The organism is Qipengyuania sphaerica (assembly GCF_019711595.1).
In the GTDB taxonomy this organism is placed as follows: Bacteria; Pseudomonadota; Alphaproteobacteria; order Sphingomonadales; family Sphingomonadaceae; genus Qipengyuania; species Qipengyuania sphaerica.
Genome location: NZ_JAIGNR010000002.1, coordinates 311136 through 337030 on the forward strand (window position 1 = coordinate 311136; position 25895 = coordinate 337030).

The window sequence follows — 25895 nt, forward strand, 5'->3', positions numbered from 1 at the left end:
TTTGCCTTTTTGCCTCTGTCCCGATCCGGGAGCACAAAGCCTCGCATGCCGACAAATCCGCGCACACTTTACGAGAAAATCTGGGACGCCCATGTCGTCGAACGGCAGGAGGACGGCACCTGCCTCATTTATATCGACCGGCATCTCGTCCACGAGGTGACCAGCCCGCAGGCGTTCGAGGCGCTGCGCATAGCAGGCCGCAAGGTGCGCCGTCCCGACCTGACGCTGGCAGTTCCGGACCACAATCTGCCTACTACCCCGCGCACCGCTCCAGACGGTTCGCGCCTGCCGATCGCCGACAAGCAAAGCGCCGCCCAGCTCGCCGCGCTTGAGGCCAACGCTCCTGCCTTCGGGATCGATTATATCGACGCGGTCGCGCCCGAGCAGGGCATCGTCCACGTCGTGGGGCCCGAGCAGGGATTCTCGCTTCCCGGCACGACCATTGTCTGCGGCGATAGCCACACGGCAGCGCATGGCGGGATCGGCGCTCTGGCTTTCGGGATCGGGACCAGCGAGGTCGAGCACGTGCTCGCCACCCAAACGCTGCTCCTGCGGCCGAGCAAGACGATGGAGGTGCGCGTCGAGGGCGAGCTCGGCCCGGGTGTCACGCCCAAGGATCTCATCCTCCACATCATCGGCGTGATCGGCACGGCGGGAGGAACCGGCCATGTCATCGAATATCGCGGACGCGTGTTTGAGGAAATGAGCGTCGAGGGCCGCCTCACGGTCTGCAACATGAGTATCGAAGGCGGCGCACGTGCGGGGCTGATTGCGCCGGACGACACCGTGTTCCGTTACCTCAATGGTCGACCCTACTCGCCATCGGGCGAGGCTTGGGAGAAGGCCGTCGCCTGGTGGCGCTCGCTTGCCACCGACGAAGGGGCGACTTTCGACAAATCCGTCGTCATCGATGCCGCCGATGTCGAGCCCACCGTTAGCTGGGGCACCAGCCCCGAAGACGTGGTGGCTATCGGTGGCAGCGTCCCCTCGCCCGAAAGTTTCACCGATCCTTCCAAGCAGGAAGCCGCGCGCAAGAGCCTCGACTATATGGGCCTCGCCCCCGGCACCCCGCTCGAAGAGGTCGAGGTCGAGAACATCTTCATCGGCTCTTGCACCAATAGCCGGATCGAGGATTTGCGCGCTGCTGCCGAGATCCTGAAGGGCCGGACGAAAGCATCGAATGTCAGGTGGGCCATTGCCGTCCCCGGCTCCGGCCTCGTCAAGCGACAGGCAGAAGCCGAAGGCCTCGACCGCATCTTTACCGATGCCGGATTCGAGTGGCGCGAGCCAGGCTGCTCGGCCTGTCTCGCGATGAACCCCGACAAGGTTCCTCCGGGCGAACGCTGCGCGTCGACCAGCAACCGCAATTTCGTCGGACGCCAGGGTCCCGGCGCGCGCACGCATTTGCTCAGCCCTGCCATGGCTGCCGCCGCCGCGGTGACCGGTCGGCTCACCGATGTCCGCAAGCTTATGGGCGAGTGACCCCTTGCCCTTCGCCTGCACTGTATCCATGAGGGGGGCATGACAAAGCTCCCCAAAGGCAAGGCCGCCATCGCAGGTGCGATCGGCTCCGCCGCCATCGCCGCCGCGCTGCTCTATGCGAACAAGCGCCGTGAAAAGAAGAACAAACCCGCCCAGCCCGGACCCATTCCCTCGGGCGAGAACCCGGAGACCGATTGATGAAACAGGTGTCGACCATCCACGGCCGCGCGATCCCGCTTGGCCTCAAGAATGTCGACACCGACGTCATCATCCCCGCACACTGGCTGAAAACGGTCAGCCGTGAAGGGCTCGGCAAGGGTGCCTTCGAGACCATCCGGCAAGCACCCGGCAACCCCTTCGATGTCGAGGATTTCGCGGGCGCTCCCATCCTCATCGCCGGAGACAATTTCGGCTGCGGGTCGAGCCGCGAACATGCCGCCTGGGCCATGCTCGACATGGGGCTGACCGCCGTCATCGCACCCAGTTTTTCGGACATCTTCTCGGGCAATGCGTTCAAGAACGGCATTCTCGCGGTCGAGCTGCCGCAGGAGCAGGTTGATCGGCTGCTTGAGGTGGCGAGGGAGCACCCGATTACCATCGACCTCGAAAACCAGGTCGTCACCACCCCCTTCCAGGATCGCTTTGCCTTTGCAATCGATCCCTTTCGCAAGCATTGCCTCCTCAATGGGCTCGACGAGATCGGTCTTACGCTGGAGCGCGATGCGGCGATCGGCACCCATGAGAGAAAGCGCGCGGCAAGCCTCCCCTGGCTCGACGCGCCGACCAACAAACGGAGAGAACCCGCATGAAAGCAGTCCTGTCGAAAGAGACCGGCGGCCCCGAAACCCTCGTTGTCGAGGAGATCGATGCCCCAACCCCCGGCAAGGGCGAGGTCCTGATCGATGTGGCCGCCTGTGCGATCAACTTTCCCGACACGCTGATCATCCGCGACATGTACCAGTTCAAGCCGCCGCGTCCGTTTTCGCCGGGCGGCGAGATTTCGGGCACGATCGAGGCTCTGGGCGAAGGTGTCGAGGGCTTCGCGGTGGGTGACAAGGTCATTTGCGGCGTCGGCAATGGCGGGCTGCAGGAAAAGGTCGCGGTCTCTGCCGCACGCCTCTTCAAGGTCCCCGAAGGCATCGACCTGGTGCAGGCATCGGCGCTCCTGATGACCTATGGCACGACGATCCACGGCCTCAAGGACCGCGGCGACATCAAGGAGGGCGAGACGGTTCTCGTCCTCGGCGCAGCTGGTGGTGTCGGGCTTTCAGCAGTCGAACTCGCCAAGGCCTATGGCTGCCGCGTGGTCGCCGCCGTATCCACCGAGGAAAAGGGCGAGGTCGCGAAGAAAGCCGGCGCCGACGAAGTCGTCATCTACCCGCGCGCACCCTTCGACAAGGACCAGTCCAAGGCATTGGCACAGGCATTCAAGGATGCCGTCGGCCCGAACGGTGCGGACATCGTCTACGACATCGTGGGCGGCGATTATTCCGAGCCTGCGCTGCGTTCGATCGCATGGGAAGGCCGCTTCCTCGTCATCGGTTTCCCCGCGGGTATCGCCAAGATGCCGCTCAACCTGACCCTGCTGAAAAGCTGCGACATCCGCGGTGTTTTCTGGGGTGCTTTCACGGCGCGCGAGCCCGAGCGCAACAATGCCAATATCGCCGAGCTGTTCGACCTCTGGAAAGCGGGCAAGATAAACCCGCTCGTTTCGGAAACCTACCCGATCGAGCGCGCGCATGAGGCAATTGCCAAGCTGGAAAACCGCAGTGCGATCGGCAAGCTCGTCGTGACGATGGATTAATCCTCGTTCTCGCCCTTGCCGCTGACCTGCGGCATCCCTATTCGAAGGGTAACTACCTTCAAAAGGGGACAGGACATGACCGATTTCAAGGACCGCGAACGCGGCGAAGAAACCAAATACGCATTCGATCAGGAAACCGAATTCAAGATCGCCGCACGCCGCAACCGCCTGCTGGGTGAATGGGCAGCGGGCCTGATGGGCCTGACCGAAGAAGAAACCGACGCGTACAAGAAAGCCGTCGTCCAGGCCGATTTCGAAGAAGCGGGCGACGAGGACGTGGTCCGCAAGCTGCTGGGCGATCTGACCGCTGCCGAATGCGATGTCAGCGAGGCCGATATCCGCGCCAAGCTCGACGAATGCCAGATCGAAGCGCGCCGCCAGTTCATGAGCGACCAGTAATACCATGCCGATGGCTTCCGAAGACATCGTCGCGCTGATCGAGGCCGCGCTTCCGGGCGCAGTCGTCGAAATGCGCGACCTTGCGGGCGATAACGATCACTGGGCCGCCAAGGTCACCGCGCCGCAATTCGCCGGCAAGACGCGCGTCGCGCAGCACAAGATGGTCTACGAGGCGCTGGGTGAGCGGATGGGCGGCGAGCTCCACGCCTTGCAACTGACCACCCAAGCCCCCAACTGAAGCATCAGCAAATTCGAACTATTCAAAGGCAGGGCAACCATGTCCGACGTAAATTCGCGCATCTCCGACATCGTTTCCGGTAACGACGTCGTCCTCTTCATGAAGGGCACCCCCCTCTTCCCACAGTGCGGCTTTTCCAGCCGCGCGGTGGCAATCCTCGACCATTGCGGCGTCGCCTACGACAGCGTCGACGTGCTGCAGGACATGGAAATCCGGCAGGGCATCAAGGCCTATTCCGACTGGCCGACCATTCCCCAGCTCTATGTGAAGGGCGAATTCCTCGGCGGCAGCGACATCATGATGGAGATGTACGAGGCCGGCGAACTGCAGAGCCTGATGGAAGAAAAGCAGGTCGCCAAAGCCGAAAGCTGAGCGCGAACCTCACCAATCCAATAAAAAAACCCGCCCGGGGGACGACCGGGCGGGTTTTCTTTTTTCGGGGAGGCGGACACGAGACCAGGAGAGGTCCGCCTCTTTATACCGATAGGGACACCGCCAATTATGCATGCCCCGTGCCAAAATCGGTATCTCGCAGAATCCCAGACCACTCGATGGTTAACGCGGAATTGCGGGCATCATGGGTTGTAAAATCTGCCGACGCACCGCGTTAACCTTTCAACCTTGGCAATTGCCCGCAACAGCGCCACACATGGCGCATGAGCGATAACCAAGCCGGCCAGCCCGACGGAATCCCCGCAGCAACCGTAGTTATTTTCCGCAATGCCGCTGAAGGCGGTCCACCGGAGATCCTGATGACCATCCGTTCGCGCGAGATGGTGTTTGCCGGCGGCATGGCGGTGTTCCCCGGCGGGCGCGTCGATCCGGCCGATTTCGATCTTGGAGCGATGATGGGCGGCCCGCTCGATCCCGACGAGGCCGCTCACCAAATCGCCGTGGTCCGCGAAACGCTTGAAGAGACCGGTCTTGCCATCGGGCTATCGGGCGATATCGACGCGGACAAGGCGCGGGCGGCGCGGCGTTACCTGATGCAGACGGGCGATCTTGCCAGCGTGCTCGATCATTTCGGCTGGGAGTTGGATCTAGCCCAGCTCACCCCCTTCGCGCGCTGGTATCCGAAGAACGAGCGCATCCCGCGCGTCTACGATACGCGGTTCTACATTGCGGACCTCGGCACAGGCGCAGTGGAAATCGAGGCAGATCTATCGGAAAACACGCACCTTTTCTGGACCACTGCTCATGGCGCACTTGCTGCGGCGGAGCGAGGCGAGATCAAAATTATCTTCCCTACCCGCCGCAACCTCGAGCGCCTCGCCCTGTTCGACGATTTTTCCGCCGCAAAGGAGCAGGCCGACCGCATCCCTGTACGCACGATCACGCCGTTCATGGGCGAACGAGAGGGCAAGAGCTGGCTCGAGATAGGGGAGGACCTGGGCTATCCGGTCACTGGTGAGCCCCTCGACACTGTGGCACGGGGGTAAGCCGCCCTCAGGCAGCGCTGCGATAGGGCGAAATAATTTGGCGCGCCCGGCAGGACTCGAACCTGCTGCCTCAAGATTAGAAGTCTCGCGCTCTATCCAGATGAGCTACGGGCGCGCGCCGGGCATCCCATAACGCGGCTTTGCCAATGCGCCAATCGGCGATAGGCAGCGAATATATGGAAAAGCCGCCAGCCAGTCCGACACAGGAGCAGCCACGCTTCCGCTATTACGATCTCGTGATGGCTGCCTTCGTCACCATCCTGCTGTTGTCCAACCTGATCGGCGCTTCGAAGCCCAGCTATGTGAACCTGCCACTGATCGGGACTTGGTCGTTCGGAGCAGGAGTCCTTTTCTTTCCAGTTAGTTACATCATCGGCGACATCCTCACCGAAGTGTATGGATATGCCCGGGCGCGGCGGGTTATCTGGACCGGGTTTGCGGCCCTCCTTTTCATGGCGTTCATGGCCTGGGTGGTCGTCCAGCTGCCGCCCGCTGAAGGATGGCCGGGACAGGAATCCTACCAATTCGTCTTCGGGAACAGCTGGCGGATCGTGCTCGCCTCGATGGTCGCCTTCTGGGCGGGCGAGTTCGCCAACAGTTTCGTTCTCGCAAAGATGAAGGTGTGGACCGCCGGAAAGCACCTTTGGGCGCGCACAATCGGTTCAACCGTGGTCGGACAGGGCCTCGACAGCCTGATCTTCTACCCGCTCGCATTCTGGGGCCTGGCTGGCTGGCCGGTCGAGCTCTTGTGGCAGGTCGTGTTGTCGCAATGGCTGATCAAGACCGCCTGGGAAGCATTGCTGACCCCGCTGACCTATCTGGTGGTGAACAGGCTGAAGCGGGCCGAGGGTGTCGAGATTTTCGATACCGACACCGATTTCTCGCCCTTCGCCTCTTCAGCAGGGCGGACATAAAAAAGGGGCGACCCGCAAAGGCCGCCCCAATTTCCCAATTGAAGACCCTTGGGATCTAGAACTTGGTCCTGACCGTCACACCATAAGTGCGCGGTTCTTCGAGGAAGGCGATCCGCGAGCGGTTGCCCGCACCGCCGCGCAGGGGCGTGTTGGCGGTAATGCCGCGGGTAATCTCGTTGCTGAGATTGAGCCCCCAGAATTCAAGCGTGAAGCGCTCGTTCGGCGTCGTGAAGCCGAGGCGCGCGTTGATCTTGAAATATGCCTCCTGGTAATCGAGCGGCAACGGGGTGAATGGCGGCGCCGTTTCGGTCGGCGTCGTGCTGGTCCGGCGATCGCCCGAATAATAGACGTTCAGATTGGCCAGCATTCCCCAGCCCGAGCTGTTGATCGGCCCGTCATAGGTGATACCCGCCACCCCGCTGAACTTCGGCGCATTGGTGAGCGGCTGTCCGCAGAGCACCCGGACGGTCGCGAGCGCAGATCCGGTGATCCCTTCGTCGCAATCGTCGGCATAGCGCGCATTGGCATAGGTACCGGACAGGTTGATCGTCATGTAGGGATCGAACCTTCCGACCAGCTCCAGTTCCGCGCCGGTCGACTTGGCCGCGGCCACGTTGAAGGTCTGGAACTGCACGCCGGTGAACTCGAGCACCTGGAAGTCGGTCATTTCCATATGGAAAAGAGCGAGGTTCGCGGTGATCTGCCGGTTGGCGAGCGAGGTCTTGATACCGATTTCATAGGCATCGACCTTTTCGGAATCGAAGCGCGGATCGGCCCCGCCGGCCGAAGCAGCCGGATCGAGGTTGAAGCCGCCCGACTTGAAGCCGTGGCTGAAGCTCGCATAGCCGAGGAAATCGCCGACATTATAGGCAAGCTGGGCCGTATAGGTCAGTTCGTCATCCTCGAAGGTAAGGTCATATTCGCGCGGCAGCGGCAGCACTGCCGATGCGGGCAGGTTCGCCTGTGTCGTGAACGGGAAGCAGGTCAAACCCAGGCCTGCACTTGCCACTGCCGTTGCAATCGCTTCCGATTGGCCGAAATCCACGAGGTTCTGCACGATGTTGCCGAAGCCGTTGGCGATAGTCGCACAGGCCGGCGAACTGGCGTCTACCTGGTTGAACGCGCCGTCCTTTGTCTCGTCGACATAGCGGGCACCCAGTGTGAGGCTGAGCTCGTCGGTGAAGCTGATCACATTATGCGTGAAAACCGAGAAACTCTGCGCATCCTGCGTGAACCTGTTCACCGCAAAGCTGCCCGAAGCATCGACGCCGACCACGCTGGGAAGCGCTGCATTCGGCACCGCACCCAGACCCGGTATGACCGTGAATCCGGTAGCTTGGGCGAGCCGTGTCAGCGCGAACAGCGGGTTCGGACCGAAGGTGGCGAAATTGTTGCCCAGCAGCGGGAACAGCGCATTCGAGGCATAGGCCTGGTAATCGGGCCCGAGAACCATCGACTGGATCTCGTCGATCTGCTCATCGGAGTAATAGGCACCGACGAGCCAGTCCACCGCACCGTCGCCGAAGGTTCCCTTCAACCGCAGCTCGTGGGTCATCACCTCGTTGTCGCCGCCGCTAAACGGCGCGTTGGGAGCGAAGGAACTCGGTCCGACCTGGTAGACGTCGACACCGACGAAATCGTCCTGAGCCGATTGCGACTCGAAGTGACGGAAGGAGCCGATATAGGTCAGTTCGGCCCCGCCGAGATTATAATCGAGCTGGCCCGAGACGCCCCATTGCTTGGTCGTGTTGATGTAGCCGTCATCACTGGACAGGCGATTTTCTACCGCATCGAAGCCGTAATCGATGACCCCGCCATTGGCGGGAAGGCCATAGGCTTCGAACGCGCCCAGATCGCGGTAGGGCGTCTCGCGGATGATGACCGCCGTACAGCAGTTTTCATCCGATTCAGCATAATCGCCGATCAGGCGAAGGCTCATATCTGCCGTGGGTTCCCACAGCATCTGGCCGCGCAGGATGAAGCGATCGCGATTGCCGCTTTCCGCCCCGCTGGTCGAACTGACGATATAGCCGTCGCGCTTGCGGTAGGCGCCCGAGAAGCGAACACCCAGCTCGTCCTGGATGACCGGGACGCTGACACCGGCCTGCGCGCCGTAATAGCCCAGGTTTCCGTAAGTGGCGTTGGCGAAGCCTTCGACCTCGTTGAGATCGGGGCGCTTGGTCGTGATGTTCAACGCACCGGCAGAGGTATTGCGTCCGAACAGCGTACCTTGCGGACCGCGCAGGATTTCCAGCCGTTCGAGGTCGAGCAGGTCGCCCAGCGCAATGCCGGGGCGCGACTGGTAGACGCCATCGATGAACACGCCGACCGAGCTTTCGAGGCCGGTATTGTTACCGGTGGTCCCGACGCCGCGGATACGGATCGAGGTCCCCTGTGTTTCGGTCTGGGAGGACTGTATGTTGAAGCTCGGCGAGACCGAGGACAGCGACTTGATGTCCTGGATCCCCTGCCTTTGCAATTCGGCGGGCTGGACGGCGGTCACAGCAATCGGAACTTCCTGGATATCGCTTGCACGCAAGGTCGCCGTGACGATGATAACATCCTCGTCGGCAGTGATCTCGTCTTCGTCAGTGTCTTGGGCGTATGCCGGAAAAGCAATCGCGCTGGCACAGATGCCGCCCATCAGGGCTGCCCTGATCTTCATAAACCCTCTCCTCATCCCTGGCCTGCTCAGACGGCGGCCTGTCGCCACGCTAACATACATTCGTATGCGCGCAAGTTTTCACGCAGGATTCTTGCGCGAAACTCGTCAATTGCGATGCAATGTTGCATTGCAGCATTTGCGCGCACGTCAACTGACGTTACGGCATGGCCGCTCTGCCTGGGCTTACGCTACGGCCTGCGGGGAATGTCAGAGGAGTTCGCTGCTTTGCGCGATATGCGCGATTCCGCGCTTGCCGTTCGAATCGCGGCTCAATTGTACGACCACGTCGATCACGCTGGCGGCATAGGCGATGGTGTCCGAGCGGGTCAGGCCGATGCCCGTCTGCATGACCATGAGCGACAATTGTTCGAGCGCGCCGCGCAAAGAGTTGGCGTGAATGGTCGAGAAGCTGCCCGGGTGGCCGGTATTGATGGCACGCAGGAAGCTGACGCTTTCCGCGCCGCGCAGTTCGCCCAGCACGATGCGGTCGGGGCGCAGGCGCAGGGCGGCCTGCAGCAATTCGTTCGCAGTGACCTTGGCCTCGCCCAGCTCGCCCTTCACCGCGACGAGGCCCACGCCGTTTTCGCCGGGCAGCTTGAGTTCGGGCGTATCCTCGACCAGCACCACGCGCTCCTGCTTCGGAATTTCGCCGAGCATGGCGTTGAGGAAGGTCGTCTTGCCGGTGCTGGTGCCGCCGGAGACTAGGATCGTGCGCCGCTGGCGGATCGCTTCGCGCAGGAAAGCGACAGGCTCGGCCTGCGGATCGGGCATCGCGCCTTGCTGTGCAGGGGTGAGCGGGCCGGTATCATAGGCATCGAGCGGAAGGTCGAGGCGGCGGTGACGACGGATCGCCATCGCCCAGTGCTTGCGCGCGGCAGGAGGCCCGCAGAACTGGACGCGCGCGCCATCGGGCAGCGTCGCACCTAGCAGCGGGTGTTCGCGGTTGATGCCCTGGTGGCTGACGCGCGCCACCTGTTCGGCGAGGCGCTGGATCAGCCGGTCGTCGATATCGGGCCGGATGACCTTCTGCATGCCGCCAGCCGCGGCATCCTCCACCCACACCTCGCCCGGCTTGTTGACAAGGATCTCGGTGACCGTGTCGCGTTCCAGCCATTCGGCGAAGGGCTTGAGATAGGCCTCGAGATAGACGCTGCGCTCGCCCTGTAGGTCGACGCTGGGGGCGTCCTCTTCCGGATGGTCGTCGGGCAGGAAAGGATGGATGTCGGCGCTCATGCGCTTGGTCCTAGCTGACGGAGCTGAAATCGAGATCGCGCGCGGTGAAGATGCGGATCGGTTCGCCCTGGCGCACGCGCACGGTGGGGCTGCGCTTGCCGTCCTGTTCTGCCGCGGCAGCAGCTGCCGAGGTTCCCGTGCCCCCGACCACGACCGCCCCGGCACCGCCGGTTGCGAGCGTTCCTAGGCCGCCGACGACCGAGAGCAGCATGGCCGAGCCGAAGCGCTTGAAGAAGCCGTTGCCCGAGACCTTGCCTTCAAGACCCGTGGTGCCGTCGAAACCGACTGCGGGCGAAGCGAGGTTGACCGAGGCACCGTCGGGACGGATCAGGCGTGTCCAGATGACATAGGCGCGCTTCTGGCCGTTCTGCATGCCCGACTGGTACTGGCCGATGAGGCGGCTCGAACGCGGCACGAGGATCTTGGTCCCGTCGAAGCTGCGCACGTCCTGGCTCACTACCGCGCGGACGTAGCCGGGCACATTGGTGTCGATCGCGGTCTCGAGGATCGCCGGGATCAGCGTGCCCTGCGTGACCGTGGTCGAGGGATTGGTCATCGCCCTCGCCTGCGCCGGAGCGCCGCCGACGCCGCCCACGCGGCTGGCGAAATCGCTGGCGGAATTGCCACTGGCTTCAGCAGGTGCGCCCTCGGCAGCTCCGGCTGCATCGACTGCGACGACATTTGCCGTGCCCGCGTCATAGACGACGGTGGGGTTGTTATACGGGTTGCCAAGCGCCTGCGGCTGGGGCGCAGCGGCAAGCACCGGTGCGGGTGCCGGATCGGCCATGGCAGCGCTTTGCGCCGGGGTCGGCGGAGCGATTTCGGCAGGAGGCGGCGCTACCGACGCTGCTGCCGGCTGGACGGCTGACTGCTGGCCGCCGACGCTGGGCTGATCGGGCAGGCGTGCGCTGCTCATGCTCCACAAGGTGACCGCGCCAAGGCCGGCCACGATCGCGATACCGGCGACCATGCCCATGGCATCGCCCTTGCCGCCCGGACGCGCCACGGCGGGGAAGGCATTGCGCTGCGCGAGGTCGATGACATCGGCATCGCTGTCGTCGCGTGGGTCCATGTCGTTGGCGACGGGGCCCGACTGCGGGATACGGTTGGCAAGACGCATTACTTGTCTCCCCTCTGGGCGAATTCGCCGCCGGCGGTATTAGCGGAAGTTGCGGCGCGTGTCGGTCCGGTGTTGACCAGCGTGGCGCTATCCTCGCCTGCGCGCAGGACGACTTTGCGCGGGACGCCGTCGATCACGATGGTATCGCCGCGCACGGTATAGTTTACCGGGCCTTCGACGCCCTTGGCATTGGTGACGAGGATCGCGGGCACGTCGCGCCCGGCGGGCCAGGCGAGGAAGGTCGCTTCGCCATCGTCGAAGGCGCGCTCGGGCAGCAGGGAGGGCGAACCCTCGCCATCCCATGCGAAGTTGAGCTCGGCCGGATCGACCGAGGAGAAGGGATCGGCGGGCACCTGCGGCTGCGCTGAGCCTTGCGCCATTTCGGCCTTGGCGGCCTCGGCTTCCGGATCGACCGGGTAATCGAAGCGCAGCACGTAAACTGGCTTGGCATTGGGGCTGGCGACGAGGTCGAAGAGGTAGGTGCGCTTGCTGGTAACGACCGTCAGGTTGGTCGCCGCGCGCGCTTCCAGCGGCTTCACGAAGAGGATGTTGGCGCGCTTGTTGGGCGTCACCTGCCAGGTCTGCGAATTGCCGATGGCGACGTTCTCGATCGTCTCGTCCTCGCCGAATACGATGCTCGCCTGAACATTGACGCGGCCGGGCAGCGTGAAGACCGCGAATTCGTCATACATCACTTCCTGCAGGCGGGAATCCGCCAGCGCCGGGGTGGCGACGAGTGCGAGCGAAAGCGCTGCGAAAACTGCGCGGGTCATGAGTGTTTCTCCGAAGAACCTAAGGCGCGCGGCGGGGCTGCCTTGAAGCGGCTGCCGATCCCCGTCGTGCGGCTGGGACCCTGGCTAGCAGGTCCCGTCTGAGCGCCACCTGAAGCGGTGGCGTAAACCTTGGTGGTGCGCGATGCGCCCATGCCGCTGTCGTTCGCGGCAGCGCCGGTGGCGACGGCGGACACGTCGATCCGCCGCGCCTGTTCGCTCGCCTGCGTGGCGGCCTGCGCCTGCGCAAGCGGCTGGGTGACGACGGTGTGCGGAGCGGGGGCAGCCGCGGGCGCGGCGTCACTCTCGTCCTTGCCGCCGGCGAGGCCGAATACGGTCCAGCCCGACACCATGGCTCCGGCGACCTTGAACACCATGATCATCAGCGCAACATGCACCGCGCCGATCATGAAGAAGGCCATGCCCGCCTGCGCCGGGACCGTACCCGGATTGGCGGTCAGCGCGCCGAGGATGGGGACTGAAAGCTCGAGCATGATCGACCCGCCCAGCACCGCGAAAAGCGGCGCCAGCGCGCACATCACCACGCCCTTGAGCCAGCCGGTAAACAGCCCGCGCGTGCCGTTGAACAGCGCCATCACGACGAATACCGGGCCGAGCGCAACGAGGATGCCGAGCGCGATCTTGGTCGTCACCAGCAGGCCCACCGTTCCCAGCATGAAGAGCATGGCGCCAAGCCACATCATCCCGTGCGGCGAAAAGGCCGAGAAATCATTGTTGCTCCCGCTCGCTTCCTGGATAGCGATGAAGACCACGTCGATCTTCTGCGCGAAGACATCGGTGGCGGAACCCTGCGTGCCGGTCAGCACGCCCGCCAGCCAGTCGGGCGTATAGACGAAGAGGTTCCACACCACGCTCTGGTAGGCGACCCAGCTGGTAGCGAAGGTCAGCACGAGGCCCAGCGTCATCATCCGCGGGACCAGGCTGCGCACACCGATATTGGTGCGGCCGGTGAGCAGCAGGTAGCCGAAGATGGCGATATAGATCGTGAGGATTGCGGTCAGCGCATAGCTCAATGCCCCGCCCGAGGCGAAAAGCTTGCCAAAAGCCGCGGCACTTGCCTCGCCCGCCACGCAGTCGACGCCGCGCAGTGCTGCTGCGACACCATTGCCTACCTGTTCGGCGGCTTGCTGGCAGGTGGCCGAAGTCATTCCGCGGCCATCCCGATCTCGATATCGTCGCCCTTGGCATCGTCAGGGCCGCCGGGCCACGGCGTGCCGGTGAGCGCGGGATACCAGTCGGCCGGCGCATCGCCCATGGCTTCGCGCAGCAGGTCGAGACGGCGCACCGAGCTTTCGCGGCCCGAAAGCAGCGTCAGCACCTCGGGCGCGCCCGAAAGGTCGAGCCGCACCACCACGCTCGCATCGGGCTGGCGCACGAGGAAACAGCGGCTGTGCGCAGGCAGCGTGCGGATCAGCGCAAGTTCGTGGCTGGTAAGCCCGAAGCCATCGCAATAATCCTCCACGCGGGCGCGGCTGTTGGGCATGAAGACCATGGTCGCAGTCTGCTCGACCAGCGCGGTCGAAATGCGGCTTTCGAGCGCATCGCGCGCCGACTGGGTGGCGAAACCGACGAGCGCGTTGCGCTTGCGCAAGGTCTTCAGCCAGTCGCGGATGCGCGCCGCGAAGACCTCGTCGTCGAGCGCCTTCCAGCCCTCGTCGATGAGGATCATCGTCGGCTTGCCGTCGAGACGCTCCTCGATCCGGTGGAAAAGGTACATCATCGTCGGCGTGCGCAGCTTGGGGTTTTCCAGCAGCGCGGTCATGTCGAAGCCGAGAACGCGTGCGGTGAGGTCGAGCTTGTCTTCCGCATTGTCGAACAGCCAGGCATTCTCGCCCTCGCCGATCCATGCGCCCAGACGGTCGGCCAAATCGCCCGGTTGCGGACGTTTGCTGCCCGAAAGCAGCTCCTTGAAATGGCGCATCCGGCGAAGCGAAGGATCGTTGGCATAGGCCGCGTCAACAGCCGCCGCGATCGTCGCATCCTCTTCCGGACCTTCGGCCTTGAGCAGGACGCCCAGCCAGTCGCGCAGGAAGGCGCGGTTGCCCGGCGTATCGGGCAGCGCCATCGGGTTGAAACCGGTCGGCTCGCCCGCGCGAATGCTGTCGTAGCGCCCGCCGATACCGCGCACGAAGAGTTCGGCGCCGCGATCCTTGTCGAACAGGATGGTGCGCGGGGCGAACTTCTGCGCCTGCGCGGCGAGGAAGTTCATCACCACGGTCTTGCCCGAACCCGAAGGCCCGATGACCGAGAAATTGCCGAGGTCGCCGTGGTGGAAGTTGAAGAAGAAGGGCGTCGCACTGGTGGTTTCGAGCAGCGTCACCGCCTCGCCCCAGTGGTTGCCCTGCGCCTGGCCGAGCGCGAAACCGTGGAGCGAACCGAAACTCGCCATGTTCGCACTCGAAATCAGCGCGCGGCGGACGAGATAACCCTCGTTACCCGGGAACTGGCCCCAGAAGGCGGGTTCGAGATTGGTATCCTCGCGCACCGCGATCGCGCCGGTATCTGCCAGCGCAGCGGCGCAGGCAGCGGTCGCATCGTCGAGCCGGCCGAGATTGCTTTCCTTCACCATCACGGTGAGGTGATGATCGCCGAAACCGACCGCGCCGTTACCCAGCGCATCGCGCGCGGCCATCATGTCGGCACGCTCTGCCATGGCTTCTTCGTCCGCGCTTTTCAGGCGGCGGATGGCAAGGTCCATGCGTTCGCGCGCGGTCTGGCGCTCTGCCGGGGCATAGCTTTCCGAGACGACCATTTCGAACGGCAGGCGCAGCAGCCCGTCGAGCAGGCCCGGGCTGGTCGCTTCGGGATAGTCCTTGAGGCCGAGCATGGCGCCGAAATCGGGCGAACCCGAGCCGCGCATTTCCAGCGCGTCCAAACCGAAGCTGACGCGGCGATAGGGCAGCATCATGCCGAGATCGACATCGTCCGAAGGCTTGCGGACAGGCCGCATCTCGCCATTGTAGAGCGCGGACAGCAGCTCCAGCATTTCGGAATTCACATTGCCTTGCGGCCCGACGTAATCGCCGAGCACAGTTGCGCCATAGGCGGTCAGCGAGGCGACGAGGCCTTGGCTGGCAGCGCGCAAGGACCGCAGGTCCTTGGGATCGGCCTCGAGGCTGTCCTTCTGGCGGCGCATTTTCTTGCCGACACGCTCGACCAGGCCCGCCTTGCCGCGCGCGGGGCGGCGGATGAGGGTGATGAACTGGTCGTTCACGAACAGCTGGCCCGAACCCAGCCGTTCCTTCCAGCGCGCATCGATATGGCGGCTGATCGGATCGGGGAATTCGGCATCCAGTTCCACCGACACGCGGCGGCGGATGACGTGGTGATACATGACGAAGCGCGCATCGAGCGTGCTGCGCAGCATCACCTCGCGCGTCGCTGCGTGCGCATTCAATGCCTCGCTATCCTCGGTCTCGAACAGGAGGCCGGGGACCTGGATCGCGGTCATCACGCTGCCGTCGCGCAGCAGCACCGTGTTTTCATCGACCAGCCGCGCATAGGGCAGCCGGTCGCCCGCACGGGCTTCCTTGGCGCTCCACGCAGCGGGGCCGATCCATTTGTCCTTACGCGGCATAGGAATTGCACCCCCAGCGTTTGTAATTCGCGACGCGCGGGCACTTCGACACCTTGGTGATCCACAGGTCGAAGATGCGCGGCTCGCGCAGGCAGGCGAAATAGCCCACGCCGTGCATCACCGCGAAGGTGAGCAGCGCCAGCCAGCTGCCGGTGATCAGGAATGCCTCGGTCGTCACCACCCCGTTGATGATGAAATAGTTGAACGTCACGCCCGCAAACATCTGCGGGCGGGTAAGCGCTCTATGGACGGGGTGGCGGACGAGTGCGGTCATCTTATGCCGCCACGCCCTGGATGCCGGCGACGATCGATGCGGCACCGAATAGGATGAATACGCCGATGATGACAGTCGCGCCGAAACGCCAGTTGAGGCGGCCGGTCAGCATCATGAAGCCGACGGCGGCCACCGCCATCACGGCAACTGCGGTGGCGACATTGCCGAGCAGCGTGCCCTGGAGCCATGCGAGCGCATTGACGACCGGGCCCGACCCTGCGGGATCGTTCTGCACCTGCTGCGCCATGGCGGCGGAAGGACTGACAAGGGCGGCGATGACCGCCAGCTTGGCGAAAAGCGATTTCAAGTTGTTCTACTCCCGTGAGTGGTCTGCAAGACGGCCCATGATGGCTGCCACGTAAAGCTGGGTTTCGCGGATGCGCGGGATCCCGTTCGCGCGCTCGACCCTGCCGGGTCCCGCATTATAGGCGGCCAGCGCCTTTTCGAGATCGCCGTCGAAGCGGTCGAGCTGTTCGCGCAGGTAGCGCGCGCCGCCCTCGAGATTGGCGAATGGATCGCGCGGATCGACGCCGAGGTCGCGCGCGGTGCCGGGCATCAGCTGGGCAAGGCCCTGTGCGCCAACAGGCGAGACGGCGTCATGCCGCCAGCGGCTTTCCTGCCAGACCATCGCTTCGATCAGCGACGGGCTGAGATCGAAGCGCGCGGACAGTTCCGCCACCTTGGCGCGGTAGATTTCGGGTACGCCTGCCGCATGCTGCGCGGGATCGGCGACAACCAGGTCGGGCACGAAGATTTCGGCCGGGACTTCCTCGACCGGGCCGGCAAATTCGGCATCCACGATCTGCGCAGGAGCGAGCGCGGTGCTTCCGCCGGCTACCCAGCGCGCTCCGTCCGTGTCGATCTCCATGACATCCGCCTTCACGGGGAAGGCGGTCAGCGCCATGCAGGCCACTCCTGCAATCGGCGCGAGCTTCGCGCGAATCATTGTCCAACGCCCTCCGTGCGGACCCCAATGGCCATCCTACATGACACCGGGGTGACAGAAAGCTGAATATACCAAGTTTGGTTAATATAGCCTATATAAGAAGGCCCGCGCCTCCGTATGGGAGGGCGGGCCCAGTTGAGATTACCCGTGGCTCCGGGCAAAAAGCTTAGCGAACGGCGAGCGCCTCGTACCCGCGGAACTCTCCGCCATCGAGCATGGCGAGGCCGCGGCGGGCGAGTACCTTCGAATCGACCCATGCGCCGCTGGTGGTTTCCAGCTCGAAACGATCGGCATTGCGCGCAGCCGCGTCGAACTTTTCGCGGGCAGCATCAAATTCGCCCACACGCGCGAGGGCGACGGCATGGTTGATCTGGCGGGCCGGATCGCTGGCCGGAAGCTTCTCGCAATTTTCGATCGCTTTGATGGCGGCCCGGTCCTCGCCGGTCACCAGTTCGACATAGCCGATATCGTATTCCGCCTCGGGAGCCGAGACGACCATGACCGGACCTTCCGCGACGACCAGAAGCGCTGCTGCAGCGATTAACGACATCATTGTTCTCCCAAACTTGCAGGAGCGAAATATTACGGCCCGGCCCGAACTGCAACAAAACCGTAACATTGTCATATTTCTGAAATGTGCGCGTTTCGGCCCGTTTCCTGTTGAAACTGCAACATAACGGTCACGAAGCGACACAAACTGTCACACGACGCCCCTAGCTGGCGAGTCGCGATCAACGAATTCGCACTTCGAATTTCGATTTTCATCCGGCTTCTTGAGGGGAACTCAGCCCGTGACCAATTTCCATCGCTCGCTCATCCTTGGCGCGTCCGCAATTGCCCTTTCGGCTTGCGGCGCGGACGAGATCGTTTCGCCCGGCACCGGCGGCAACATCACCATCAACAACGGTGGCGGCACCGGCGGCACGCCGACCCCGACCCCGACTGCCACCGGCGGCACTCTCGTCACCCCGGCAGCCGGTTGCCCGACCATCAGCGATCCCGTCGGCCTGACCGACAGCGGCACGATCTCCGGCCCGACCGGCGAATACCGCGTCTGCACCCTGCCCTCGGTCTTCACTGCAAGCTCGACCCTGCCCTACATCAAGGGCCTCGTGTATCGCATGAACGGCCGCGTCGATGTCGGCAGCGATGGCGGTCCGGCTCCGGACGCCAGCGACGGACTGTCCGACACCGAAGTCGAACTCACCATCGAGCCGGGCGTTATCGTCTACGGCTCGGGCCGCAGCTTCCTCAATGTCAATCGCGGCAACACCATCCAGGCCAACGGCACCGCCGACCGCCCGATCGTCTTTACCAGCCGCGACAACGTGCAGGGCCTCAACACCGAGACCTCTGCCGGTCAGTGGGGCGGCGTCGTGCTTTCGGGCCGCGCGCCGATCACCGACTGTATCGCTTCGGGCGCGACCCCGGGCTCGGTCAACTGCGAACGCCAGGTGGAAGGCGTTGCCGATCCCGCGCTTTACGGCGGCGCAACCCCTGACGACAGCTCGGGCAGCATGAGCTACGTCCAGCTGCGTTACTCGGGCTTCGTCTTCGCTCCCGACAGCGAACTGCAGTCGCTGACCACGGGCGGCACCGGTTCGGGCACCGAACTGAGCCACATCATGAGCTACAACAGCTCGGATGACGGCGTGGAATTCTTCGGCGGCTACGTCGACATGTCGAACCTGATCGTGGTCGGCTCGGGCGACGACTCGCTCGACACAGACGTGGGCGTCCAGGCCAACCTCCAGTACGTGATCGCCATCCAGCGCCCCGGCGTCGGCGACACCATCCTCGAGGGCGATTCCAACAATGCCCTGGTCGAGAACACCCCGCGCCAGTACACGAAGATTTCGAACGGCACCTTCATCCACAACGGCTTCGACCAGGACCAGGCGCTGCGCCTTCGCGGCGGTGCGGACTTCGCCATCGCCAACACCGTCCTCGTCGACCAGACCGGCGGCACCGCCTGTATCCGTATCGACCTGCCGGAAACCGTCCGCGCCGCAGGTGCGGGTCCGGATGAAGCAGGCCCGCCGAGCTTCGACAGCGTCGTGCTCGACTGTGCTACCGACTTCCGCGACGGCAGCAGCGGCGTGACCGCAGCACAGACCCAGGCGATCTTCGATGCCGGCACCAACAACGATTCGGACTTCACTAACACCCTCCAGTCGCTGTTCATCAACGGCAGCAACGAAGACGGTGTGGTCGTGTTCGACGTGACCGCATGGGATGCCTTCTTCGAACTGCCCGCCCACATCGGTGCCGTCTTCGACGGTAACCGCGACTGGGTGAACGGTTGGACCTGCAACTCCGCACTCGTGACCTTCGACACCTCGGTTTCGAACTGCGCGAGCCTGCCGGTCTACGACTAATCCACGAGGCACGGGCGGGGGCGCGGATTTTCCGCGTTCCCGCCCCCTTTGCATCCTTTTCGAATTCCCGTCCTGATCTGAGGGGGTCAATCCCATGTCATCCGGCAAGCGGCTTTCCGCCCTGCTCCTGCTCTCCACCGCCCTGACCTTCCCCGCTGCCGCGCTCGCCCAGAGCACGGGCGCCGAAGGACCGCCGCCGACCGAAGAGGAAGTTCCCGACGAGGAACTGACCCAGGATATCGACGCGGCGAACGAAACCGTTCCGGGCGATATCGTGGAAGAAGAGGCCCAGCCCGATATTTCCATTCCCGGCGGCACGATCGTCGTCACCGGTCGCCGCAACCGCGACGTGACGCGCGCCTCGCCGCAGGTCGTCACCGTGCTCGACACCGCCACGATCGCCCGCACCGGCGAAGGCGATATTGCCGGCGCGCTCGGTCGCACGACCGGCCTGTCCGAACAGGGCGGCCTCGTTTACGTGCGCGGACTCGGCGATCGCTATTCGCTTGCTCTGCTCAACGGCCTGCCGCTCCCCTCGCCGCAGCCGCTCTCCCGCGTCGTCCCGCTCGACATTTTCCCGACCAGCGTGGTCGCCTCCAGCCTCGTGCAGAAGACCTATTCGGCCAACTTCCCCGGCGAATTCGGCGGCGGCGTGGTGAACCTCACTACCCGCGCGATCCCGACCGAAAGCTTCCTGACGGTCAGCGGCTCGCTATCGGGCGACAGCGAAACCACCTTCGGCCCCGGTTACACCTATTTCGGCAGCGGGATGGACTGGACCGGCTTCGACGAAGGTCGGCGCAAGGTCGAATATTATGACGCCCTGCAGGGCTTCTTCGACAGTGGTGCCCGCATCAGCGACGACGGCGTCGATATCCGGGGCATCCTCAAGGACATCAACGATCCCAACCTCTATCTCGTTCAGAAGCTGGCCGACGTACCCGCCAATTTCAGCGCGGGCCTGACCGCAGGCACGTCTTTCGATGTCGGCTCGGACGGAATGCTGGGCATCATCGCCACCGCTTCGATCAGCAACAAGTGGCGTAACCGCTTCATCACCAAGCAAACCGCCGCGAACGAGGCGCTGGAACTCGACACCGACTTTCGCGAATTCGCGACCGACAACCGTGTCCTGACGAACGCGCTGCTGGGCTTTGGCCTCGAACTGGGCGAACACAAGTTCCGCTTTACCAACCTCTTCATCCACGACACGCTCAAGCGCGCGTCGCTGGAGGAAGGCACGGACTTCCAGGACGGTGATAGCGAACTCAACCAGAGCACGAGCTGGTTCGAACGCCAGCTGATCAACAGCCAGTTCGTGGGCGAACTCGAGTTCGGCAATCTGTCGCTCGACCTGCGCGGCGGTTACGCGCAGACACAGCGCGAAGCCCCGTTCGAGTGGGAATTCAGCTACGTTCGCACCAATAACGAAAGTGATCCTTACGGCGATCTCTTCATCAATACGCTCAATCCGCAGCGTGGCGGTGCGACAGTTGCCTTTTCGGACCTTACCGAAGACCTGTGGTTCGGCGGCGCTGACGTCGGTTACTTCTTCAGCGATTTCCTCAGTGCCACGGTTGGCTTTGCCTACACCGACACCGAACGCCTCTCCACGCGCCGCCAGTTCGATATCCGTTCGACCGGCGATTACCCGACCGTGTTCGGCGCTTTCCGCCCGGACAATCTGCTCGGCGATGCCCTGATCGACCTTGGCTTCGATCGCGATGCGCAGGATGCAGCGGGCCTTGGCCCGTTCGGTTATGCAATCTTCGAGACGACCGGATCCGATCCCGCTTTCGCAGCAGCGCTCGAAGTCTGGGCCGGTTACGGCAAGGTCAACCTTCGTCCCTTCGACAGGCTGACGGTCGATCTCGGCGTGCGCTACGAAGACGCGACGCAATCGGTCGAAGCCGTCGAGGTTTTTGCCGAACCGCTCGGTTCGACCAGCGGGACGCTGCTTGAAAACGATTACTGGTTGCCGGGCGGCACGCTGACCTGGGAACTGACCGATGCCTTGCAATTCCGCGCCAGCGCTTCGAAGACGATCGCCCGGCCCCAGTTCCGCGAACTGATTTTCCAGACCTATTTCGATCCGGAAACCAACCGCCAGTTCAACGGCAACCCGCGCCTGATCGACAGCGAGCTGACCAACTACGAAGCGCGCCTCGAATATTACATGGGCGGCGGCAGCCGCGCGAGCTTGGCCGGCTTCTACAAGGACATCGAAAACCCGATCGAGGTGTTCACGAGCTTTTCCGACAATGCGATCATCAGCGGCTTCGCCAACGCTCCGCAGGCGGAGCTCTATGGTGCCGAAGTCGAGTTCCAGTACAATATCGACCTCTTCGATCTGGGAGGCTGGTTCGACAGCCAGCAATTGGTGACCATCGCCAATTACACCTACACCCAGTCCGAGATCAGCGTCGGCGACGGCGACATCGCCCGGGTGTTCCCGTTTGCCGACCAGCCGGCGACCAACTTCTTCGACGATGGCACTTCGCTTACCGGCCAGTCGGACCATCTCGTGAACCTGCAACTGGGCCTCGAGGACCTCGACCGCCTGAGCCAGTTCACCCTGCTGCTCAAATACGCGAGCGAGCGTGTGACCAGCCGCGGTGCCGGCCCGCTGCCCGACATCATCGAAGAGCCGGGCCTGAGCCTCGACTTCGTGATCCGTCAGGGTTTCGAAATCGGCGGCAAGGAAGTCGAGATGAAACTCGAGGCCCGCAACCTGACCGGTACGGACCACGAGGAATTCCAGACCAATGGCGACACCCGCATCGAGATCAACAGCTACGACGTGGGTCGCAGCTTCAGCATCGGTGCCTCGATGAAATTCTAGATCCTCTTCCTCCCGGAAGATTCCTTCATGGGGTCGCTCTTCGGAGCGGCCCCTTTTTTTAGTGGCTGTCGTAGACGTAACCGAGCGAGCGCACGGTGCGGATCGGTTCGCCCGCTCCGACATCGCGCAGTGCACGGCGCAGGCGGCCGATCCAGACATCGACGGTGCGCTCGTCGATCGGCGGTTCCTGCTTGCCAAGCCCGTCTATCAGTTCGGTGCGGGTGAGCACGCGGTCGGCATTCTCGGCGAAGAAGCGCAGCAGGCGGAATTCATTGGGCCGCAGCGGGATCGGCTTGCCTTCCCAGCGCGCCTGCAAGGCGGGCAGGTCGATTTCGAGATTGCCCAGCGTGAAGGGACGGTTGGTGGCCTGCGCCATGCGGCCCGTACCGAGCGCCAGCACGCGGTCCAGCGCCGTCGTGCGGTCGACGGGACCGACCATGTAATCGTCCGCCCCGGCAGCAAGCGCGCGGCGCTTGTCCTCGGCATCGCAGCTTTCGAGCACCATCGTGATATGGGCGTCGGAAGTGCGAGGATCGGCTCGCAGGCGGCGGCACATTTCGAGGCCGGATAGGTCGTCCAGAACCCAGTCGATGAAGGCGCAGACCGGCCCTTCGATCAGGCGCTGCGGCCCGCCCGATGTCAGGCTGTCGAAAACATAGCGCGTGTCGCCGTTTTCGAATTGTGCGAAACTGCCTGCATCTTCGCCGGTCATGAGAATATTGATCACGGCCACGAATGCGCCCCTTGTCCCCTAAGTCAGGGAAAAGCTCTGGCGCATTCATGTGACCGGTTTGTGACCCTGAAACCGCGTTTGTAACACTCTGGCGATCAGGTCGATTTGAGCGTCATTTTCCCGAATTGCGGCGCGGTCGAAACCACGCCCACAGGCATCTTCGGGCGATAGGGTTTTTCGAGCCGTTCGACCTCGCTGTCGGTCAGGCCGAGCGTCATCGCCTCGACCGCAGCGCCGATATGCCCCGGCTTGGTCGCCCCGATGATCGGAGCGGTGATGCCCCGCGCGAAATGCCATGCCAGCGCCACCGTCGCGCGGCTGGTTCCGCGCTCATCGGCAATCGCGCCCACCGCCTCGATCACCTCGCGGTCGGCATCAACGTTCTGCGTGTAGAGCGTCTTGCCGAAACCGTCGGTCTCGCTGCGCACCGTGCTCTCGTCCCAGCCGCGTGCCAGCTTCCCGCGCGCGAGCGGCGACCACGGGATCAGGCTCACGCCCTGGTCGCGGCAGAGCGGGATCATCTCGCGTTCTTCCTCGCGGTAGAGCAGGTTCACATGGTTCTGCATCGAGACGAAAGTGGTCCAGCCGCGGCTGCGCGCCGCCTCCTGCGCCTTGGCGAATTGCCATGCGGCCATGCTGGACGCCCCGATATAGCGCGCCTTGCCCGCCTTCACGATGTCGTGCAGCGCCTCCATCGTTTCCTCGATCGGCGTGCTGTCGTCCCAGCGGTGGATCTCGAACAGGTCGACATAGTCCATGTCCAGCCGCTTCAGGCTGTCGTCGATCGCCTGCAGCAGGCTCTTGCGCGAAAGGCCGCCGGCATTGGGCGTGTTGCGCCAGGGGAGATAGGCCTTGGTCGCCACCACGATTTCGTCGCGGTGGGTGAATTCGGGCAGCAGCCTGCCGATCACCTCTTCCGACGCGCCCCTGGAATACATGTTGGCCGTGTCGAAGAAATTGATCCCCGCTTCCACCGCCTCGCGGATGAAGGGGCGGCTCTCCTCTTCGCCCAGCACCCAGTCGCCGTGCCACCCCTTGGTGGTGTCGCCATAGCTCATGCAGCCAAGGCACAGGCGCGAGACCTTGAGGCCGCTGGGTCCGAGGTTTGCGTATTCCATTGTCCGGCTGCTCCCGTTTCCTACGAAGTTGACAAAAGCGACACCATGTCACCCCTGCGGATGGCTGATAAGCCCATGGTATCGCTGCACTTTACCGTAGGATCAAAGTTGACACAGGGCCGGAGAACGCGCTCACCGATCATTCCATACCCATGCCACGAAAGCTGGCCGGTAGGAAAGGACGCTCTCAGTTGGCCACGCTCATCCCGCCATCGACGCTGATCGTCTGTCCAACCACGTAATCCGCCAGTGGCGAAGCGAGGAACAGCGCCGCGCCCGCCATGTCGGCAGGCAGGCCGAGCCGCCCGCGCGGGGTGCTGGCGATGATCTGCTTCTGCATCTTCTCGTCCTTGAGGAAGGCGTCGTTGATCTTGGTGTGGACATAGCCCGGCGCGATGCCGTTCACGCGGATGCCTTCGCCGCCAAAGGCGACGCCGAGCGATTTCACCATGCTGATCGCACCTGCCTTGCTCGCGCCATAGGCCGGATTGCCGACCAGTCCCTTGTAGCCGCCGACCGAGCTGACGATAATCAGCGAGCCGCCCGTATCGGCGAGCTTCTGCCGCGTGGCATTGGCGCAATCGAGCAGGCTGTCGAGATTGACCTCCATCACCGCGTCCCAACCTTCGCGGGTAAACTCCTCGCGGCCATAGCGGGCGATGCCCTGGCACAGCACCACGACATCGAGCGTGTCGGGCCAGTCGAAAGCGTCCACCGCATCGCGGTCGGACACGTCGAGCGAATGGAAGGCCAGCCCCTCCATTTCGCTGTCGGGATAGTCTTCGGCAGAACCGCGCGTGCCGGTGACATGGACGCTCGCCCCGGCTTTGCGAAAGCCCTGCGCGATGCCGTTGCCGATCCCGCTCGTGCCCCCGACGACGAGGACGGTCTTGCCGGAATAGTCGAGCGGGCCGGTCATGCCGCCTGGAATCCGGCGAGGCGCTGGGTGATGATCTCGTCGGCCTGCGCCATGATGCTGTCGATCAGCTCCTGGCAGGTCGGGATATCGTTGATGAGGCCTGCCACCATGCCGCAGGACCATGCGCCTGCATCCATGTCGCCTTCGGTCATGATGCGCGGATAGACACCCGCGACCTGCTCGATGATGTCTTCGAACTTGAGGTCGGCGCCCTTTTCCTTCTCGATCTTGAGCAGTTCCTCGACCGCGTCATTGGTCATCACGCGTTCGGTGTTGCGAAGCGGGCGCATGACGAGACGGGTGTCGAGCTCGGAGGCCGCGACGATGGCGGCCTTCACATTCTCGTGCACCGGCGCTTCCTTGGTGGCGATGAAGCGCGTGCCCATGTTCATCCCGTCCGCCCCCATGGCGAGCGCCGCGACGAGGCTGCGCCCGTCGGCCATGCCGCCGCTGGCGACGAAGGGGATTTCCAGTTCGTCCGCCGCGCGCGGGAGCAGGATCATGTTGGGAATGTCGTCCTCGCCCGGATGGCCGCCGCATTCGAAACCGTCGACGCTGACCGCATCGCAGCCGATCGACTGGGCTTTCAGCGAATGGCGTACGCTGGTGCATTTGTGGATCACCTTGACGCCCGCATCCTTGAAATAGGGGAGCACCTGCGCGGGATTGTTGCCTGCGGTCTCGACGATCTTCACCCCGCCCTCGATGATGACGCGCACGAGCCCCGGATAATCGGGCGCGTTGACCATGGGCAGGAAGGTCAGATTCACGCCGAAGGGCTTGTCGGTCATGTCCTTGCAGCGCGCGATCTCGTTCGCCAGCTTTTCGGGCGTGCCCTGCGTCAGGCCGGTAATGATGCCCAGCCCGCCCGCGTTGGATACCGCCGCCGCCATTTCGGCAAAGCCGACATAATGCATGCCGCCCTGGATGATCGGATGCTCGATGCCGAACATTTCGGTAATGCGGGTTTTCACGGGCTCTCTCCCTTTCTGATTGCGTTTTGCAACCGGTATCGGCGGGACA

The 25895-nt window shown here is 63.7% G+C and carries 25 protein-coding genes and 1 tRNA gene; 11 read left to right on the forward strand and 15 right to left on the reverse strand.

Annotation, left to right across the window (positions count from 1 at the left end; all coding sequences use genetic code 11):
• Window positions 1-45 precede the first annotated feature (45 nt).
• The 8 genes from leuC (at window position 46) to K3178_RS09300 (ending at window position 5362) form a co-directional block, all read left to right on the forward strand.
• On the forward strand, window positions 46-1482 hold the full coding sequence (leuC, locus tag K3178_RS09265; RefSeq protein WP_221571112.1) for a 3-isopropylmalate dehydratase large subunit: 1437 nt from the start codon (window positions 46-48) through the stop codon (window positions 1480-1482).
• Between the two features lie 39 nt (window positions 1483-1521).
• Window positions 1522-1680, forward strand: a complete 159-nt coding sequence (locus K3178_RS09270) for an isopropylmalate isomerase (RefSeq protein WP_221571113.1) — start codon at window positions 1522-1524, stop codon at window positions 1678-1680.
• The gene (gene leuD, locus K3178_RS09275) at window positions 1680-2291 is read left to right on the forward strand and encodes a 3-isopropylmalate dehydratase small subunit (protein WP_221571114.1); all 612 of its coding nucleotides are present in this window, start codon (window positions 1680-1682) and stop codon (window positions 2289-2291) included. Before K3178_RS09270 ends, leuD begins: the two co-directional genes overlap by 1 nt.
• Window positions 2288-3286 carry an NADPH:quinone oxidoreductase family protein gene (locus tag K3178_RS09280; protein WP_221571115.1) on the forward strand — a complete coding sequence of 333 codons (999 nt, stop codon included), beginning with the start codon at window positions 2288-2290 and terminating at the stop codon, window positions 3284-3286. Before leuD ends, K3178_RS09280 begins: the two co-directional genes overlap by 4 nt.
• Window positions 3287-3361: 75 nt before the next feature.
• Window positions 3362-3685 carry a DUF1476 domain-containing protein gene (locus tag K3178_RS09285; protein WP_221571116.1) on the forward strand — a complete coding sequence of 108 codons (324 nt, stop codon included), beginning with the start codon at window positions 3362-3364 and terminating at the stop codon, window positions 3683-3685.
• A gap of 4 nt (window positions 3686-3689) precedes the next feature.
• Window positions 3690-3923 (forward strand): BolA/IbaG family iron-sulfur metabolism protein, encoded by a 234-nt coding sequence (locus K3178_RS09290; RefSeq protein WP_221571117.1) that lies wholly within the window; start codon window positions 3690-3692, stop codon window positions 3921-3923.
• Window positions 3924-3962: 39 nt separating this feature from the next.
• Complete coding sequence (gene grxD, locus K3178_RS09295) at window positions 3963-4295, forward strand: Grx4 family monothiol glutaredoxin (protein WP_221571118.1); 333 nt, start codon at window positions 3963-3965, stop codon at window positions 4293-4295.
• 284 nt (window positions 4296-4579) lie between these two features.
• Window positions 4580-5362, forward strand: a complete 783-nt coding sequence (locus K3178_RS09300) for an NUDIX hydrolase (RefSeq protein ID WP_221571119.1) — start codon at window positions 4580-4582, stop codon at window positions 5360-5362.
• A gap of 38 nt (window positions 5363-5400) precedes the next feature.
• On the opposite strand, the gene K3178_RS09305 is transcribed toward K3178_RS09300, so the two are convergent.
• Window positions 5401-5477, reverse strand: a tRNA-Arg gene (locus K3178_RS09305).
• A 61-nt stretch (window positions 5478-5538) separates the two neighbouring features.
• Between K3178_RS09305 and K3178_RS09310 the strand changes: the two genes are divergently transcribed.
• On the forward strand, window positions 5539-6276 hold the full coding sequence (locus K3178_RS09310; RefSeq protein ID WP_221571120.1) for a queuosine precursor transporter: 738 nt from the start codon (window positions 5539-5541) through the stop codon (window positions 6274-6276).
• Between the two features lie 55 nt (window positions 6277-6331).
• On the opposite strand, the gene K3178_RS09315 is transcribed toward K3178_RS09310, so the two are convergent.
• The 10 genes from K3178_RS09315 to K3178_RS09360 all read right to left on the reverse strand — a co-directional run bounded on the left by K3178_RS09315 (window position 6332) and on the right by K3178_RS09360 (window position 17435).
• A complete protein-coding gene (locus tag K3178_RS09315; RefSeq protein WP_221571121.1) occupies window positions 6332-8941 on the reverse strand; it encodes a TonB-dependent receptor in 2610 nt (869 codons plus the stop codon).
• Window positions 8942-9148: 207 nt separating this feature from the next.
• Window positions 9149-10174: a P-type DNA transfer ATPase VirB11 gene (gene virB11, locus K3178_RS09320; protein WP_221571122.1), complete on the reverse strand. Its 1026-nt coding sequence runs from the start codon at window positions 10172-10174 to the stop codon at window positions 9149-9151.
• A 10-nt stretch (window positions 10175-10184) separates the two neighbouring features.
• Window positions 10185-11294 carry a TrbI/VirB10 family protein gene (locus tag K3178_RS09325; RefSeq protein WP_221571123.1) on the reverse strand — a complete coding sequence of 370 codons (1110 nt, stop codon included), beginning with the start codon at window positions 11292-11294 and terminating at the stop codon, window positions 10185-10187.
• On the reverse strand, window positions 11294-12067 hold the full coding sequence (locus tag K3178_RS09330; protein WP_221571124.1) for a TrbG/VirB9 family P-type conjugative transfer protein: 774 nt from the start codon (window positions 12065-12067) through the stop codon (window positions 11294-11296). Before K3178_RS09330 ends, K3178_RS09325 begins: the two co-directional genes overlap by 1 nt.
• Complete coding sequence (locus tag K3178_RS09335; RefSeq protein ID WP_221571125.1) at window positions 12064-13233, reverse strand: TrbL/VirB6 family protein; 1170 nt, start codon at window positions 13231-13233, stop codon at window positions 12064-12066. Before K3178_RS09335 ends, K3178_RS09330 begins: the two co-directional genes overlap by 4 nt.
• On the reverse strand, window positions 13230-15662 hold the full coding sequence (locus K3178_RS09340) for a VirB4 family type IV secretion/conjugal transfer ATPase (RefSeq protein WP_221571126.1): 2433 nt from the start codon (window positions 15660-15662) through the stop codon (window positions 13230-13232). Before K3178_RS09340 ends, K3178_RS09335 begins: the two co-directional genes overlap by 4 nt.
• A complete protein-coding gene (locus K3178_RS09345) occupies window positions 15652-15936 on the reverse strand; it encodes a VirB3 family type IV secretion system protein (RefSeq protein WP_221571127.1) in 285 nt (94 codons plus the stop codon). The genes K3178_RS09340 and K3178_RS09345 overlap by 11 nt, the downstream gene beginning before the upstream one ends.
• 1 nt (window position 15937) lies before the next feature.
• On the reverse strand, window positions 15938-16243 hold the full coding sequence (locus K3178_RS09350) for a TrbC/VirB2 family type IV secretion system protein (protein WP_221571128.1): 306 nt from the start codon (window positions 16241-16243) through the stop codon (window positions 15938-15940).
• Between the two features lie 6 nt (window positions 16244-16249).
• The gene (locus K3178_RS09355) at window positions 16250-16882 is read right to left on the reverse strand and encodes a lytic transglycosylase domain-containing protein (protein WP_425594616.1); all 633 of its coding nucleotides are present in this window, start codon (window positions 16880-16882) and stop codon (window positions 16250-16252) included.
• A 166-nt stretch (window positions 16883-17048) separates the two neighbouring features.
• Window positions 17049-17435, reverse strand: a complete 387-nt coding sequence (locus K3178_RS09360; RefSeq protein WP_221571129.1) for a hypothetical protein — start codon at window positions 17433-17435, stop codon at window positions 17049-17051.
• Between the two features lie 238 nt (window positions 17436-17673).
• Between K3178_RS09360 and K3178_RS09365 the strand changes: the two genes are divergently transcribed.
• Together K3178_RS09365 and K3178_RS09370 are read left to right on the forward strand one after the other, a co-directional pair.
• Window positions 17674-19260, forward strand: coding sequence for a hypothetical protein (locus K3178_RS09365; RefSeq protein ID WP_221571130.1), 1587 nt, complete (start codon window positions 17674-17676; stop codon window positions 19258-19260).
• Between the two features lie 94 nt (window positions 19261-19354).
• The gene (locus K3178_RS09370) at window positions 19355-22102 is read left to right on the forward strand and encodes a TonB-dependent receptor domain-containing protein (RefSeq protein ID WP_221571131.1); all 2748 of its coding nucleotides are present in this window, start codon (window positions 19355-19357) and stop codon (window positions 22100-22102) included.
• Window positions 22103-22160: 58 nt separating this feature from the next.
• On the opposite strand, the gene K3178_RS09375 is transcribed toward K3178_RS09370, so the two are convergent.
• The 4 genes from K3178_RS09375 to K3178_RS09390 all read right to left on the reverse strand — a co-directional run bounded on the left by K3178_RS09375 (window position 22161) and on the right by K3178_RS09390 (window position 25846).
• The gene (locus K3178_RS09375) at window positions 22161-22835 is read right to left on the reverse strand and encodes a response regulator transcription factor (protein WP_345719884.1); all 675 of its coding nucleotides are present in this window, start codon (window positions 22833-22835) and stop codon (window positions 22161-22163) included.
• Between the two features lie 95 nt (window positions 22836-22930).
• Complete coding sequence (locus K3178_RS09380) at window positions 22931-23953, reverse strand: aldo/keto reductase (RefSeq protein ID WP_221571132.1); 1023 nt, start codon at window positions 23951-23953, stop codon at window positions 22931-22933.
• A gap of 187 nt (window positions 23954-24140) precedes the next feature.
• On the reverse strand, window positions 24141-24872 hold the full coding sequence (locus tag K3178_RS09385; protein ID WP_221571133.1) for an SDR family NAD(P)-dependent oxidoreductase: 732 nt from the start codon (window positions 24870-24872) through the stop codon (window positions 24141-24143).
• Window positions 24869-25846: an NAD(P)H-dependent flavin oxidoreductase gene (locus K3178_RS09390; protein WP_345719885.1), complete on the reverse strand. Its 978-nt coding sequence runs from the start codon at window positions 25844-25846 to the stop codon at window positions 24869-24871. Before K3178_RS09390 ends, K3178_RS09385 begins: the two co-directional genes overlap by 4 nt.
• Window positions 25847-25895 lie beyond the last annotated feature (49 nt).